This is a genomic window from Nonomuraea sp. SYSU D8015 (genome assembly GCF_008065375.1).
Classification (GTDB): Bacteria; Actinomycetota; Actinomycetes; order Streptosporangiales; family Streptosporangiaceae; genus Nonomuraea.
Genome location: NZ_VJYI01000002.1, coordinates 879,111 through 893,779, shown reverse-complemented (window position 1 = coordinate 893,779; position 14,669 = coordinate 879,111). Strand labels below are relative to the sequence as shown.

Below are 14,669 nucleotides of genomic sequence, written 5' to 3'. Positions count from 1 at the left end.
GTCACCCCAGACGGGTGGACATGCGGGCGAGGAGGGCTCTCAAGAGGGCGATCTCCTCACCCCCGACGGCGTCGACGATCTCGCCGAACTGACGCTCCACCGTGGCGGTCCACCTCTCGAGTGCCTGGCGGCCGCGGTCCGTCGCGAAGACCAGCACCCGCCGGCGGTCCGCCTCGTCCACCCGGCGGTGGACGAGGGTCAGCGACACCATGCGGTCGATGATCTTGGTGAGGGTCGGCGGCGGCAGCATCGCGAATTCGGCTATTTCCGTCATGGGATGGCCGTTGCCGTCGCCCAGGAGTGACAGGACGCGCCATTCCTCCAGCGTGGCGTCCTCCGCCTTCAGCGCCGCACCGAGCCTTTGCACGACGCCGCGTTCGACGAGCGTGAGGAGCCGTGCGAAGTCGAGGTCGCGATGTACGGTCGCCGCGGTCGTCAATTTCCCTGCCAAGAGATCGTCGTGGTGGTCACGCCTCCAACGGTAGCATTTCCTATCGCGAGGAAATGTTCCCGTAATAACTAATCGCTACCGTAACCTCTATGATCGAGAAGGCGCGCCTGTGGCCCGGCTCTCTCGCGGGGCCCGGGAGCCGTGACACGCTGGACGTCGCCCTCGTCATCCCCCTCCAGGGGCCGGCCGGGATCTTCGGGCCGTCCTGCGAGTGCTGTGCGCAACTGGCGGCCGAAGAGGTCAACGCCGAGTCCGGGGTGCTGGGCAAAGAGCTGCGGCTGGTGCTCGTCGACGGGGGTGCGCCGCCCGAGCAGGTGGCGACGGAGATCGACGCGCTGATCTGCGCGGGCATGATCGACGCCGTGGCGGGCTGGCACATCTCGGCGGTACGCGAGGTCGTCGCCCCGCGCATCGGCGGCCGGGTGCCGTACGTCTACACGGCGCTCTACGAGGGCGGCGAGCGCTCCCCCGGGGTGTTCCTCACCGGCGAGACGCCGAACCGCCAGCTGCGGCCGACGCTGGAGTGGTTCGCGGGCGAGCTGGGCATCCGGCGATGGACGATCGTGGGCGACGACTACGTCTGGCCGCGGTCCTCTGCCCGCGCCGCCCGCCGCTACCTGGCCGAGCTGGGCGGCGTCGTGTGCGACGAGATCTACGTGCCGCTGGGCACCGAGGACTTCGACGAGACGCTCCGCCGGGTCGCGGTCAGCGGGTGCGAGGCCGTCCTCATGCTCCTGATCGGCAACGACGCCGTCGCCTTCAACCGCTCGTTCAGCGGCGCGGGGCTGGATCGGGACCACATCCGGTTCAGCTCGCTGATCGAGGAGAACGTGCTCCTCGCCACGGGGCCGGAGAACACGCGAGGCCTGATGACCTCGGCCGGATACTTCGAGGACCTGCCGACCGCCTCCGGGCTCGACTTCGCCGCCGCCTACGGGCGCAGGTTCGGGCCGCAGGCGCCGGTGCTCAACAGCCTGGGCGAGTCCTGCTACGAAGGCGTGCGCATGCTCACCGAGCTGCTGCGCCGGGCGGGCGCGTTCGACGTGGAACGCATCCAGGCGATGGCCGAAGGGCTGGAGTACGAGAGCCCGCGCGGCACCGTCCAGGTGCGGAACCGGCACCTGAACCAGCGCGTGTTCCTCGCGGCCGCCGACGGCCTGCAGTGGGACGTCCTCCAGCAGCTCTCCTAGCCCGCGCGTCAGCGGCTCACTTCGTTTACACGCATGTAACATTCGGCATCTCCCGGATTTACTTCCGCCAAAAATACTTCCTAACGGAAGCTTTTGGAGGTGCCCATGGCGACCTACCAGTACCGCTGCGCGGAATGCGGACCCTTCGACGTACGACGCCCGATCGGGGAGGCCCGGCCCGAGGAGCCGTGTGACGGCTGCGGGCACCGGTCCCGGCGGGTCTTCACCTCGCCCATGCTGACCCGCACCCCGGCCGCCCTGGCGCAGGCGTTGCGGGCCCAGGAGGCCGGCGCGTACGAGCCCCGCGTCGTCGGCGAGGTCCCGGCGGCACGCCGGGGACCCGCGCCGTCGGCCGACCCCCGACACGCCCTACTGCCGAAGCCCTGATCGGCGAACCAGTCTTTGGAGGCAGCACATGCCGCAAGTCGTCTTCAGCGTCGACCAGACCCTGTCCATGCGCGATCAGAAGATCCCGGGTCACAACCGCTGGCACCCGGACATCCCGCCGGCCGCCACCGTGTCGCCGGGAACGGAGTTCCGTCTCGAATGCAGGGACTGGACCGACAACCAGATCGGCAACAACGACTCGGCCAACGACGTGCGCGACGTCGACCTCACGCACGCGCACATGCTCAGCGGCCCGATCGCGGTGGAAGGGGCCGAGCCCGGCGACCTGCTCATCGTGGACATCCTCGACCTGGGGCCGATCCCGCAGCCGACAGGCGACGGGTCGGGGTCGGGATGGGGGTACACCGGTGTCTTCGCCCGCGACAACGGCGGTGGGTTCCTCACCGACCACTTCCCGGACTCGTACAAGGCCATCTGGGACTTCCACGGGCAGATGGCCACCTCGCGGCACATCCCCGGGGTCCGGTACACCGGGATCACCCATCCCGGGCTCATGGGCACCGCCCCGTCCGCCGGGTTGCTGGCCCGGTGGAACGCCCGCGAGCAGGCCCTCATCGACACCGACCCGTACCGGGTGCCGGCGCTCGCGCTGCCGCCGCTGGCGGACAACGCGCTGGCCGGACAGCTCGCAGGCGCGGAGGCGGCCAGGGTCGCCCAGGAGGGCGCCCGTACGGTGCCGGCCCGGGAGAACGGCGGCAACCACGACATCAAGAACCTCACCCGCGGCTCCCGCGTGTTCTACCCCGTGCACGTGCCCGGCGCCCTGCTGTCCGCCGGCGACCTGCACTTCAGCCAGGGCGACGGGGAGATCACCTTCTGCGGCGCCATCGAGATGGGCGGGTTCCTGGACCTCCATGTCGACCTCATCAAAGGCGGCATGGAGAAGTACGGCGTGACCACGAACCCGATCTTCATGCCCGGCAACGTCGAGCCCCGCTACAGCGAGTTCCTCTCGTTCGTCGGCATCTCCGTGGACCACTCCACCGACACCAACCACTACCTCGACGCCACGCTGGCGTACCGCAACGCCTGTCTGAACGCGGTCGAGTACCTCAAGTCCTTCGGGTACAGCGGCGAGCAGGCCTACCTCCTGCTCGGCTCGGCGCCGATCGAGGGCCGGCTCAGCGGCGTGGTGGACATCCCCAACGCGTGCAGCACGCTCTACCTGCCGACCGCGATCTTCGACTTCGACATCCGCCCGACGGCGGACGGCCCCCGCAAGGCCGACCGCGGCCAGTGCGCCGTGACCTCCTGACCCCTTTCGGCATCGGAAGCGAGACCCTCCATGAACGACCACCAGACCTTCGAGCTGGGCGACTTCACCACCCAGCACGGCGCCACCCTCCGCGGCGCCTTCTTGGCCTACAAGACGTACGGCGAGCTGAACGCGGACAAGAGCAACGTCATCGTCTACCCCACCTGGTACTCCGGGCGGCACTGGGACAACGAGTGGCTCATCGGGCAGGGCATGGCGCTCGACCCGGACCAGTACTTCATCATCGTGCCGAACATGCTCGGCAACGGCCTGTCCAGCTCCCCGAGCAACACCCCACCTCCCTACGACCGGGCGCGCTTCCCGCGCATCACGGTCTACGACCAGGTCGTGGCGCAGCACCGGCTGGTGACCGAGCAGTTCGGCATCGAGCGCGTGGCCCTGGTGACGGGCTGGTCCATGGGCGCTGGGCAGACGTACCAGTGGGCGGTGAGCCACCCCGAGATGGTCGAGCGGATCGCCCCGTTCTGCGGCTCTCCGCGTACGAGCATCCACAACATCGTCTTCCTGGAAGGCGTGAAAGCCGCCCTGACAGCGGACGCCGTCTTCGCCGGCGGCTGGTACGGCGGCCAGTGGCCGACCACCGGGCTGCGCGCCCTGGCCCGGGTGTACGCCGGGTGGGGCTTCTCCCAGGCCTTTTACTGGGAGAAGGCGTACGAGCAGCTCGGCTACACCTCCCTGGAGGACTTCCTGGTCGGCTTCTGGGAGGGCTTCTTCCTGGACGGCCGGGACCCGAACAACCTGCTGTCCATGCTCTGGACCTGGCAGAACGGAGACGTCGGGCGCACTCCCGGCTTCGACGGCGACACCGAGGCCGCCCTCGCCTCCATCAAGGCGACGTCCATCGTGATGCCGGCGGAGAAGGACCTCTACTTCCCGCCGGAGGACGAGGCCTGGGCGGTCGGACACATGACCAACGCCGAACTCCGCGTCATCCCGGGCATCTGGGGCCACTTCGCCGGGCACGGCAGCAATCCGAAGGACACCGCGTTCATCGACGCGGCCCTGCGTGAGCTGCTGGCCAAGCCGGGCGGCCTGGGCTGAGGCGGGGGCCGTCATGCGTTTTCGCCTGCCTCATGAGGTCAGCGCCTCGATCGTCGCCTTCGCCACCGTCTTCCTCGCCATGAGCCCGCTCAACCTGCCGACGTGGGCCATCTTCATCACCTGGGCCGGCACCTTCCTCCTCGGCGGACCGACCAGGGACAACGCGGTGAAGCTGATCACCGCCACCACCGCCGGGGCGGGGTTCGGCGTGGCGGCCGTCCTGCTCAACCAGGCCACGGGCGACATGTTCGGCAGCACGACCTTCGGCCGGACCGTGGCCCTGGGACTGGTGATTTTCGTGGTCAACGGCACGCTGCTGGCGGCCGGCCGCCTGCGGGCGCTGTCCCTCATCCCCGGGATGTTCTTCGGGTTCGCGTCGCTGTTCGCCACCTACTTCGGCGGATTCGGCTTCGCCTCCGGCAACCTGGCCGCCGCGTTCGTCAGCTCGGCCGCGATGAGCGCGCTCGGCCCGCTGTGCGCCTTCCTGGGCCTGCGGCTGATGTTCGCGCCGGCCGCCGCCGAGCAGCCGGACCGGCGGGCCGCCGCCGCGGAGGCCGCCTCGGAGGCCTCCGCGGGAGGCTGACGCCTGGCGGCGTTTCATGGATGGGCATGGGTTCCGGCAAGCGTTGTCGCCATGCCCGTCCTCGCTCCCCCGTCGGCGCTAAGAAGAGGCCGGTGGGAATGAGGAAATCACTTCACTCGTGGGTGCGGGCAGATCCGTGGCGGGCGTCGCTGGCCCTGGTGGCCGTCTGCTACGGGCTCGTCCAGTTGGTCGTCGTCACCCCGGAGATGGGGCTGGGGTGGGACGAGGTCGTCTACGTCAGCCAGGTCGATCCGCGCGTGCCGGCCGCCGAGTTCATCGCGCCGCGGGCCCGGGGCGTCACCCTGCTGGTCGCGCCGGTGGTGTTCGTCACCGCCTCGACGGAGGCGCTGCGGGTCTATCTGTGCCTGCTGTCGGCCCTGGCGCTGTACGTGTCGTTCGGGGTCTGGCTGCGGGTGCGGTCCGGGCCGGCGGTGCCGCTGGCCGGTCTGCTCTTCGCCTCCCTGTGGCTGTCGCTGTTCTACGGCAACGAGGTCATGCCGAACCTGTGGGTGGCGTTCGGCGCGGTGGCCGCCGTCGGCTGCTTCCTGCGGTGCGTGCGGCCCGGTGGCGGGCGTGGGCCACTGATCGGGCTGGCGGTGAGCGTGTGCGCGGTGGCGCTGCTGCGGCCGCCGGACAGCATCTGGCTCGTGCTCCCGCTCGCGGTGGCGCTCGCCCTGCCGGGACGGCGGCGGGCCGGGGCCGGGATCGCCCTGTTCGGGGGCCTGGCCGCCGGCTGGGCCGACTGGATCATCGAGGCGTACGTCAGGTTCGGCGGGCTCGCCGCCCGCTGGGCGGCCGCGGGGGCGGCGAACGAGACCGGCCTGCACTTCTCGCTGTACGAGCACGCCCGGGCGCTCAACGGGCCGCTGCTCTGCCGGCCTCCCGCGCACTGCGGGCCCGCCCTGCTGCCCTGGCTCCTCTGGTGGGGCACGATCCCGGTCCTCGTCCTGCTCGGCCTGTACGCCGCGCGCCGCCGCGGATTCCTGGCCGAGTGCGCGCTGCCGGCCGCCGCCGGCCTGTCGATGGCCCTGCCGTACGTCTTCCTGGTCGGCTACGCCGCGCCCCGGTTCCTGCTGCCGACGTACGCGCTGCTGGCGTTCCCGATCGCGTACGGCGTCCTCCGGCTGCTGGAAGGCCGGCGCGTCGTCGCCGCCGGCCTGGTCGCCACCGGTTTGCTGGCCCAGTTCACACTCCAAGGGCTGACGCTGGACAAGGTCGTCGCCGCCCGGCTGGCCAAGCGGGGGGCCGACGTCGAGGTCGCCCAGGAGCTGGGCGGCCTGGGGGTGCGCCGGCCGTGCTTGGTGTACGGCGAGCACGCGGTGATGATCGCCTACCGGATGGGCTGCGAAGGGCACACCGTGCTGCGCTGGCCGCAGCAGAGCGAGAGTCCGGCGGCGGTCCGCGATGCCGGGAGCGCGGGCAAGCAGGTGGTCGCCGTCGACGAGGGACGCGCCATGCCCGCGCCGTTCCTCCAGACCTGGGAGAGGAGACCGCTGGCGGGCGTGCGGCCCGGCACGTGGTACGCCTACCTCCCCCGCTGAGTCGCGGCCAGGTCAGGCGGCGCGGGTGCTGGAGATGTCTGACATGTGTACCCGTGGTGCGGTGAGGGCGATCTGCCCTATGTACGCGCGGACGACCATGACACCGTCGTAAGCGACCCGTGACGCACCCCATATGGAGGAGCCGTGTGCGCGTTCCACATCATCGACCTGGGCGCCATGCAGATCCTGGACTCGCGTGGCCGCCCGACCCTGTCGGTGACCCTCACTCTGGCCGGAGGCGCGACCGGATGGGCCGGAGTGCCCTCCGGTGCTTCCACCGGCACGAAAGAGGCGGTCGAGCTGCGCGACGGTGACACCACCCGGTACGACGGCGCCGGCGTGACCCGCGCGGCGGCCCGCATCACCGGATCGATTTTCCACCGGCTCAAGGGCCGCCCGTGGCACTCGCTGGCCGATGTCGACCAGGCCCTGATCGAGTTGGACGGCACGTCCGACAAGAGCAGGCTGGGCGGCAACGCCACCGTGGGCGTGTCGATGGCCACCGCGCGTGCCGTGGCCTCCTCCCACGGCCAGCAGCTGTGGGAGTTCCTCTCCCCGTACACGGTGCGGCCGCGGATGCCGGTGCCGCACTTCAACCTCGTCAGCGGCGGCCTGCACGCCTCCAACCAGCTCGACTTCCAGGAATTCATGATCGCCCCCATCGGCGCGCCCTCCATGGCCGAGGCTGTGCGCGCGGGGGCGGAGATCTACGCCGTCCTGCGGAGGAACCTGGCGGCGGCGGGCCACCCGACCGGCCAGGGCGACGACGGTGGCCTGGCGCCCGACTTCACCCGCCCGCGCGAGGTGCTGGCCGCGCTGGTGCAAGCCATCGACGACGCCGGATATGTCCCCGCCCGCGACCAGGTGGCCATCGCGCTGGACCCGGCCGCCTCCCGGTTCCGCCGGAGCGACGGCGACTACCAGGTGGCGGGCGAGCGCCTGTCCGGCCTGGAGTTGATCGAGCTGTACGCCGAGCTCGCCGACGACTACCCGATCTGGAGCATCGAGGACGGTCTGGCCGAGGACGACCTCGAGGGCTGGCGGCGGCTGACCGACCGGCTCGGCGAGCGGCTGCAACTCGTCGGCGACGACGTGTTCGTCACGAACCCCTCCCTCATCGGACGGGGCATCGCCGGGGAGATCGCCAACGCCGCGCTCATCAAGGTCAACCAGGTCGGCACCGTCACCGAGACGCTGCAGGCGATGGAGCTGTGCCGCAAGCACGGGTACGCGCGGATGGTCTCGCACCGCTCCGGCGAGACCGTGGACGACTTCATCGCGGAGCTGGCGGTGGCCAGCGGCTGCGGGCAGATCAAGGCCGGTGCGCCCGCGCGGGGGGAGCGGGTGATCAAGTACAACCGGCTGCTGCACATCGCCTCGCAGCGGCCCGACCTGCCGTACGGGCTGGCCGACGGGGGTGGCCGGTGAGCGTGAGCCGCCCACCGGCCACCGCCTGCGGCGCCGCTCAGCCGTTGGCGGCGTCCTCCAGAGCCTGGACGTCGATCTTCTTCATACCCAGCATCGCCTGGACGGCGCGCTCGGCCCTGGCGGGCTCGGGGTCGCTCAGCAGCTCCGGCAGGCGGCGCGGGATGATCTGCCAGGACAGGCCCCACCTGTCCTTCAGCCAGCCGCACTGCGACTCCTCGCCGCCCTCCGTGAGCCTGGCCCAGAGGTCGTCGACCTCCTTCTGGTCCTCGCACTCGACGTACAGCGAGATGGCCTCGGTGAAGGTGAACTGCGGGCCGCCGTTCAGCGCGAGGAAGCGCTGGCCGGCCAGCTCGAACGTGACCATCATCGCCGGGCCGTCGTCGCCGTTGCGGTGGACGTCCACGACGCGCGAGTCGTCGAAGAGCGTCGTGTAGAACTGGGCGGCCTCCTCGGCCTGGTTGTCGAACCAGAGGTACGTGGTGATCTTCTGCATGACGCCGTGCCTTTCACTGGCTTGAAGGTGTTCCGACACCAACGCGTCGAACGTCCTCCGGCCGGATCGACACGGCGGCCGGGAAATTTCTGAGAGGGCTGCGGGGCTACCCCTTCTTCACGCTCAGCAGGGCGTGGTAGGCGGGTTTGGGCGCCAGGTTCTCATCGAACAGGCAGGCCGCGCCCTGACCGGGGAACCAGCCGGGCACCCACGAGTGCCGGTCGGTGAAGCCCCAGACGGTGAACTCGCGGCAGGCCTTGACGCTGAGACAGTCGGTCAGCGCCCGGCGGTAGTACTCGGCCTGGGTGGCGAGCTTCTCGGGGGTGACCGGCAGCTCCATGCGCACGTCCAGCTCGGTGACCGCGACCTCCAGGCCCAGGTCGGCGAAGCGGCGCATGACGTTGGCCCAGTCGCCCGGGTAGTCGTACTGGATGCCGAGGTGGCCCTGGAAGCCGATGCCGTGGATGGGGACGCCCTGCGCCTGGAGGTCCTTGACGATCGAGAGCGTGGTCTCGATCTTGGGGGCGTTCCACTCCAGGTTGTAGTCGTTGATGTAGAGCTTGGCGTGCGGGTCCGCGCGGTGGGCCCAGCGGAAGGCGTCGGCGATGTAGCCGGGGCCGAGGTGGGTGAGCCAGATGCTCTGCCGCATGGTGCCGTCGTCGTTGACCACCTCGTTCACCACGTCCCAGGCCCTGATCTTGCCCTTGTAGCGGCGTGCCTGGGTGGTGATGTGGTCCCGCAGGATCTTCCTGAGCTCGGTGGCGCCGATGGTGCCGTTCTCGACGCCGGTGGTCAGCCAGGCGGGCAGCTGGTTGTGCCAGACGAGGGTGTGGCCGCGTACCCGCTGGTGGTTGCGGCGGGCGTTCTCGACCAAGGCGTCGGCGTCGGCCCAGGTGAAGACGCCTCGCTCGGGCTCGACGGACTCCCACTTCATCGCGTTCTCGGCGGTGACGTGGGAGAACTCGCGGTTCAGCACCTTGCGGTAGTCGGCCTCGGCACGCAGGGCGGCGATGTCGACGGCGCTGCCGATCCTGATGCCGTGCTGGTGCGCCAGTTCGCGCAGGTCACGGGGCGGGCGGGGGTGGGCTGCTTGGGCGGGGAGCGGTGCGGCGAGGACGAGCGCCAGGGCGAGGATCAGTGGCTTCACCGGTGACCTCCGAAAGTTTCGGCGACGTAACGATATATTTCGCCGGTCGCCGGGAACCTAAGCGCTGCGAGCCCCGGGCGTCAAGAGAAACGGGGTCGCTGGTGGTGCCGGAATACCGGAACGCGCGGACAAAAGGCGAGTGACGGTGTAATCCAGGATCGTCTGGAGGGACTTCTGTTCGTGGACGATCCCGAAGAACGATTCACCGACCTCTACGACCGGCACTACCGGAGCGTGCTCGGCTACGCCCTGCTGCGGGTCGAGCGCGACGTGGCCGAGGACGTCTCCAGCGAGACGTTCCTCGTGGCCTGGCGGCGGCTCGACGACCTGCCCGAGCCGCCGCTGCCGTGGCTGCTCGGGGTGGCCCGCAACCTGCTGGCCAAGCAGCGTGATTCACGTCATCGGCGGCAGGCCCTGGTCGATCGGATAGCGGCACTCCACCGAGAGCAGGTGGGCGGCGACGTCGCCGAGCACGTCGCCGACAGGGAGGCCGCCCTGGCCGCGCTCTCGGCCCTACCGGAGCAGGACGTGGAGGCGATGGTGTTCGCCACCTGGTACGGCCTGCCGCCCGAGCAGGCGGCCGCCGTCATGGGCTGTTCGGTCCGCACGTACAACGTCAGGCTGCACCGCGCGCGTAAACGCCTGAACCAGGCGCTCCGCGTGGGATACCCGTCCCGGAGGATGGCATGACCGACCGCATGTTCGCCGAGCTCAAGCCGGCGGCACTCGACGAGCTGACCGAGGAGGCGTACCGGCGACGCCGCTCTGCCGACCTCGCCCACGCCTTCGCGGCCCCGCGCACCCCGCGCCGCCGCTCCCGCAGGCCGTTCCTGCTGGTGGCGGGCACGGTAGTGGCCGGGCTAGCCGCGGCCGCCGCTGTCGTAGTGGTCTCCGGCCAGAGCCCCGCAGCCCTCCCCAACCCTCGCCAGGCCCCGATCGCCGCGCCGAGCGAGACACGGACACCCTCCGCCCGGCCGGTGAACGCCCGCTCGTTCCTGCTGGCGGCGGCCTCGACCGCGATGCGCGACCCGGCCCGCGCCGGCCGCTACTGGTACGTGCGCGAACGCACCTTCACGAAGGTCCGCGTCGTGCCGAGCGAGTACGAGGCCAAGGCCAAGGCCCTCATCGAGGAGATGGAGAAGAAGGAGAAGGAGCTCGAGGGCGCCCCGGAAGGGCTCGCCGCGACGAAGAAGGAGTTCGAGGCGAAGTTCCTCGAGCTGAAGACGACGGATCTGCCGTACCTGGCCTACTCGGCCGACACCCGCGAGTCCTGGCGGGCCATGAAGAAGGGCGAGCCCGGCCGTTCGCTGAGCCACCCGGTGACGGTCACGTTCGGCTCCCCCGAGGACGAGGCGGCCTGGAAGGCGGCGGGCTCCCCCAAGCTGGTCGAGAGCACGCCCAGAGTCCGCCTCGACGACACCGAGCGGATCCTGTCGATCGACAACCCCAGCCTCACGCTGCAGAACCTTTCGGACCTGCCCACGACCGAGGGCGCGCTGAAGGGGGAGCTGGAAGCGCTCTGGAAGCGCAGCCCGAACACCGCGCAGACGGACAAGCGCGGCTACCTGTGGCAGACCGGGGTGGACCTGATGACCGCGCCGATCACCCCGGCCACCCGGTCCGCCCTGTTCAAGGTGCTCGCCGACCAACCGGGCATCACGTCGCAGGGCCAGGTCGCGGACACCATGGGGCGCACCGGGGCCGCCCTCTCCGTGTCCACGGCGGATGCGATCTCGTACCGGCTGATCATCGACGGTGAGACGGCCGAGCTCCTGCAGTACGAGGTGTGGGAGAAGGACAAGCCGCTGCTGAAGGTGACGCTGGAGCAGATGGGCTGGACCGACACGCCGAAGGCGCGGCCGGAGGGCTGACGCTCAGCCGAGCCGCACGGTGACCGTGACGGAGGCGCCCTCCCGGCCGGCCAGCCCGCGGAAGACGAACGTGGAGCCGGTCAGGAGGGCGTCACCGCTGACCAGCGAGGTCACCGGCCGGGCCCAGGTCACGGACAGCTCGTCCAGGTCGCACCGGGGATCGGCCACGGTGAGCGCGGCGGTGCCGTCGCCGTGCTCGCGGACCAGGACCGCGCAGGGGGCGGAGGCGGTCAGGCCGCCGGCGGCCCCGGCGTTCCAGAAGCACGCCGCCGTGATCCCGAGCGAGGGCACTCGCACGGCCTGCAGACGCGAGGTGTTGGCGAGCACCCGCAGCCAGCCGGGATCGGCGGCCCGTGCCCGGGTCGCCTCCCGCGGAGCCCCGGGCAGCAGCACGTAGACGTAACCGGCCGAGCGGGGATCGACGCCGTGGTCCAGCCAGAGCGTCACGTAGTCGCGGGCCACGCCGCCGCCGCTGCGGCGCTCCCGCAGCGTGCGCAAGGGCCCTCGGACCACGTAGCCGCCGTGGCCGTCGAGGTGGGCCCAGCCTTCCCCGAGCGTGAGCTCGGCACCGGTCCTGCGATTGTCCACGACCGTCTCGACGCGTGTCCCGTCCTCGCAGGTGATGCCCGCGCCCAGGCAGACGACGGCGTCGTCGAGGAAGAACCACGACTTGAACGCCTCCATCGTGCTCTCCAGCCCGGTGAGGTGCTGGCCGACGGCGGCATGGAGGCCGTCCGTGGCCCCGCCCACCCACCGCCACGGCGGGCACGTGTCGCCCCATCCCTCGCCCGCGCCGTCGGGCAGCCGCCGGGTGGAGACGGTCGTGCCCGGCAGGCGGTAGGGGTCCACGGTGGGCCAGAAGGAGTCGGAGTACTGGTCGCCGTGCCCGTCGGCCCACCAGTAGAGCATTCCCGAGCCGGTGTGCCAGCCGCGCAGGTTCTCGCCGTTGCCGTGCTCGTAGTGGCCGATCCGGTGGGAGGCCATGCTGAGTGCCGCGCACCAGGCCGGCCGCCGGTGCACGGCCCTGGCGCTCATCGGCAGCAGCCGGTGCCCGACCGGCTCGGGCGCGGCGGGGACGGCGTCGTCCGCCATGATCGCCGCCAGGCGGGCGTGGAAGGCGGGCTCGCGGTGCTCCAGCATCGGCCGGTGCGTGTTCCGCGCCGCCCAGCCCTTGACCAGAGCGTGCCAGCGGGCCCGGTAGGCGGCCGGGGCCACGTCGCCGAGCAGCAGGACCGCGGCGGCGATCTCGCGGCCCTTCTCGTGGTCGCCGAAGGGCCTGCGGCCGACGCCGCGCCCGCGTACCAGGTCCATGCAGGCCCCGTCACGCACGAACGGCGCGAACGACCTCTCGACCGCGTCGAACGCGATCTCATGGGTGACCTCCCACGGCGAGCCGCGCAGCACCGCGAACATCGTGGCGAGCCCCGACAGCAGCGTCACCCCGTAGGCGCCCTGGTAGGGGACGTACGTATGCTGGATGAACGAACCGTCCCGGTAGAACCCGTCGCCCTCACCGACGTAGCGGAACACCGGATCGAGCGCCGAGACCGCCAGGTCCGCCTTGCCCGGATCCGAGCCGAGCATGGCCCGCAGCAGCATCACCAGGCACAGGTCCACCCGGTTGGCGCCGGTGCTGGTGCCGCTGTAGCTGGCTAGGCGGCATTCGGGGACGAAGTGGTCCACAGCGTCCCGCAGGGCCGCGCTTCGCCCTTCGTCGAGGCCGACCAGCACGGCCGCGTCGAGCAGCGCCTTCGGTACGCCGATCCGCCAGTGCCACCAGTTGCCCACGGCGTCGGCGCCGGCCGCGTACACGTGCCGCCGGTAGTGGTCGATCCCGGCGGCGACGGCTGCGGCCAGGCCCGGGTCGCCGGTCAGGCCGGTCCCCTCCAGCACGTACGCGTGCGCCATGGCCCGCAGCCGCCGCGGCGTCGCCACGAACGAAGGGAAGGCCTGGTCAGGCCAGAGCGAGGCGCTGGACGGCTCCATCGCGTCGCGGTGCCGGGCGGCCGCCCGGCCCAGCCCGGCCAGCCACGTCCGATACGGCTCCGCGGCCGGGTCGTAGCCGGAGCCCGCGCTGACCTCCCGCCATCGGCGGCGTAATCGGATGAACGAGTCGTCGGGCGTGTGCGCGACCTCCGCCTGGACCAGCGCCCCCAGCATCCCGGCCGCGGCCACGCCGCCGAGCCGGAGGAACGATCGCCGCTGCACGCCCCGATTATCGGCCCACGCCCGCGCGCCGAGCACCCGATGTCGTCACACGGAGAGCACCGCCCCCGCCCGCTTGATGGTCCTGATGATCGGTGCGGTCTCGATGTGCCTGATCGCGGGCAGCGCGCCCAGGCTCTCGGTCATGTAGCGGTAGAACGCCGCGTCGTCGCGGCACACGACGCTGGCCATCAGGTTGTTCGGGCCCGTCGTCGCACCCGCGAAGGCGATCTCCGGGTGCCCGGCCAGCGCCCGCCCGGTCGCGTGCAGCTCGGCCGGCGGCACCGACATCCACAGCTGTGCCTCCACCCGGTAGCCCAGCAGCGTGGGCAGGACGTCCAGGTCGAAGAAGAGCGCCCCGGCCGCGCTGAGGTGCTCCATGCGCCGCCTGACCGTGGACTCCGACCAGCCGGTCGCGGCCGCCAGATCGGCGTGGGCCGCCCGGCCGTCGCGCCGCAGGACCTCGAGGAGCGCCTCGTCGCCGGGGCCGAGCACCACCGGCTCGCCGTCGCCCCGCTTGGCGTACACGCGCCCCGCGGCCAGGTGCGCCACCTGATCAGGGGAGAGCGCGGCCAGCCCGGTCCAGCCGATCCGCCCGCCGACGAACATGTGCAGCGTCCGATGGGCGATGACCGAAAGCACCCGGTTGGTCCGCGCGACCTTGTGCAGCAGCAGCGACTCGCGGTCATCGGCCGTGCGCTGGTACGTGCCGCAGGAGATCTCGGTGCCGCCGGACAACAGGTGAACCCAGAACGTGTCGGAGCGCCGGCCCAGCGCTTCGGCGATCGAGACCGCGGCGTCGGGGGTGCAGCGCAGCCTGATCGACCAGTTCTCGTAGCCGAGCCGCCGCCCGTCAGGGAGGCCGACGACGCGCACCATGCCGGACGAGCGCAGCCGCCGGTAGCGGCGTGCCACCCGCTGGTCGGACACGCCGAGCACCTCACCGATGCGGCTGAACGAGGCCCGCCCGTCCACCTGCAGCGCGTGCAGCAGCCCGCGATCTACCTCGTCCAAGGCAATGTTTTCCACCACCAA

At 71.2% G+C, this 14,669-nt stretch carries 14 protein-coding genes; 9 read left to right on the top strand and 5 right to left on the bottom strand.

Annotated elements, in window-relative coordinates:
* Window position 1: 1 nt before the first annotated feature.
* Complete coding sequence (locus ID574_RS13640) at window positions 2-451, bottom strand: MarR family winged helix-turn-helix transcriptional regulator (RefSeq protein ID WP_223166652.1); 450 nt, start codon at window positions 449-451, stop codon at window positions 2-4.
* Between the two features lie 89 nt (window positions 452-540).
* On the opposite strand from ID574_RS13640, the gene ID574_RS13635 reads away from it, so the two are divergent.
* The 7 genes from ID574_RS13635 (at window position 541) to eno (ending at window position 7,918) form a co-directional block, all read left to right on the top strand.
* Window positions 541-1,641, top strand: a complete 1,101-nt coding sequence (locus ID574_RS13635; RefSeq protein ID WP_188189153.1) for a substrate-binding domain-containing protein — start codon at window positions 541-543, stop codon at window positions 1,639-1,641.
* A gap of 105 nt (window positions 1,642-1,746) precedes the next feature.
* Window positions 1,747-2,028, top strand: coding sequence for an FmdB family zinc ribbon protein (locus tag ID574_RS13630; RefSeq protein ID WP_188189152.1), 282 nt, complete (start codon window positions 1,747-1,749; stop codon window positions 2,026-2,028).
* Between the two features lie 28 nt (window positions 2,029-2,056).
* Complete coding sequence (gene fmdA, locus ID574_RS13625; RefSeq protein ID WP_188189151.1) at window positions 2,057-3,304, top strand: formamidase; 1,248 nt, start codon at window positions 2,057-2,059, stop codon at window positions 3,302-3,304.
* A gap of 30 nt (window positions 3,305-3,334) precedes the next feature.
* A complete protein-coding gene (locus ID574_RS13620; protein WP_188189150.1) occupies window positions 3,335-4,366 on the top strand; it encodes an alpha/beta fold hydrolase in 1,032 nt (343 codons plus the stop codon).
* Between the two features lie 13 nt (window positions 4,367-4,379).
* Entirely contained in the window at window positions 4,380-4,949 is a 570-nt protein-coding gene (locus ID574_RS13615) for a DUF1097 domain-containing protein (RefSeq protein WP_188189149.1), read from the top strand.
* A 98-nt stretch (window positions 4,950-5,047) separates the two neighbouring features.
* Window positions 5,048-6,490 (top strand): hypothetical protein, encoded by a 1,443-nt coding sequence (locus ID574_RS13610; protein WP_188189148.1) that lies wholly within the window; start codon window positions 5,048-5,050, stop codon window positions 6,488-6,490.
* A gap of 144 nt (window positions 6,491-6,634) precedes the next feature.
* A complete protein-coding gene (gene eno / locus ID574_RS13605; protein WP_188189147.1) occupies window positions 6,635-7,918 on the top strand; it encodes a phosphopyruvate hydratase in 1,284 nt (427 codons plus the stop codon).
* A gap of 37 nt (window positions 7,919-7,955) precedes the next feature.
* Here the strand turns inward: eno and ID574_RS13600 are convergent, their stop codons facing one another.
* Both ID574_RS13600 and ID574_RS13595 read right to left on the bottom strand, forming a co-directional pair.
* Complete coding sequence (locus ID574_RS13600; RefSeq protein WP_188189146.1) at window positions 7,956-8,411, bottom strand: VOC family protein; 456 nt, start codon at window positions 8,409-8,411, stop codon at window positions 7,956-7,958.
* 106 nt (window positions 8,412-8,517) lie between these two features.
* A complete protein-coding gene (locus tag ID574_RS13595) occupies window positions 8,518-9,558 on the bottom strand; it encodes an endo-1,4-beta-xylanase (protein WP_188189145.1) in 1,041 nt (346 codons plus the stop codon).
* Between the two features lie 180 nt (window positions 9,559-9,738).
* On the opposite strand from ID574_RS13595, the gene ID574_RS13590 reads away from it, so the two are divergent.
* Both ID574_RS13590 and ID574_RS13585 read left to right on the top strand, forming a co-directional pair.
* A complete protein-coding gene (locus ID574_RS13590) occupies window positions 9,739-10,248 on the top strand; it encodes an RNA polymerase sigma factor (RefSeq protein ID WP_188189144.1) in 510 nt (169 codons plus the stop codon).
* A complete protein-coding gene (locus ID574_RS13585) occupies window positions 10,245-11,429 on the top strand; it encodes a CU044_5270 family protein (protein WP_188189143.1) in 1,185 nt (394 codons plus the stop codon). Before ID574_RS13590 ends, ID574_RS13585 begins: the two co-directional genes overlap by 4 nt.
* A gap of 3 nt (window positions 11,430-11,432) precedes the next feature.
* Here ID574_RS13585 and ID574_RS13580 read toward each other — a convergent pair whose 3' ends face one another.
* Together ID574_RS13580 and ID574_RS13575 are read right to left on the bottom strand one after the other, a co-directional pair.
* A complete protein-coding gene (locus ID574_RS13580; RefSeq protein WP_188189142.1) occupies window positions 11,433-13,637 on the bottom strand; it encodes a polysaccharide lyase 8 family protein in 2,205 nt (734 codons plus the stop codon).
* Window positions 13,638-13,682: 45 nt separating this feature from the next.
* A complete protein-coding gene (locus tag ID574_RS13575; protein WP_223166651.1) occupies window positions 13,683-14,663 on the bottom strand; it encodes an Lrp/AsnC family transcriptional regulator in 981 nt (326 codons plus the stop codon).
* Window positions 14,664-14,669 lie beyond the last annotated feature (6 nt).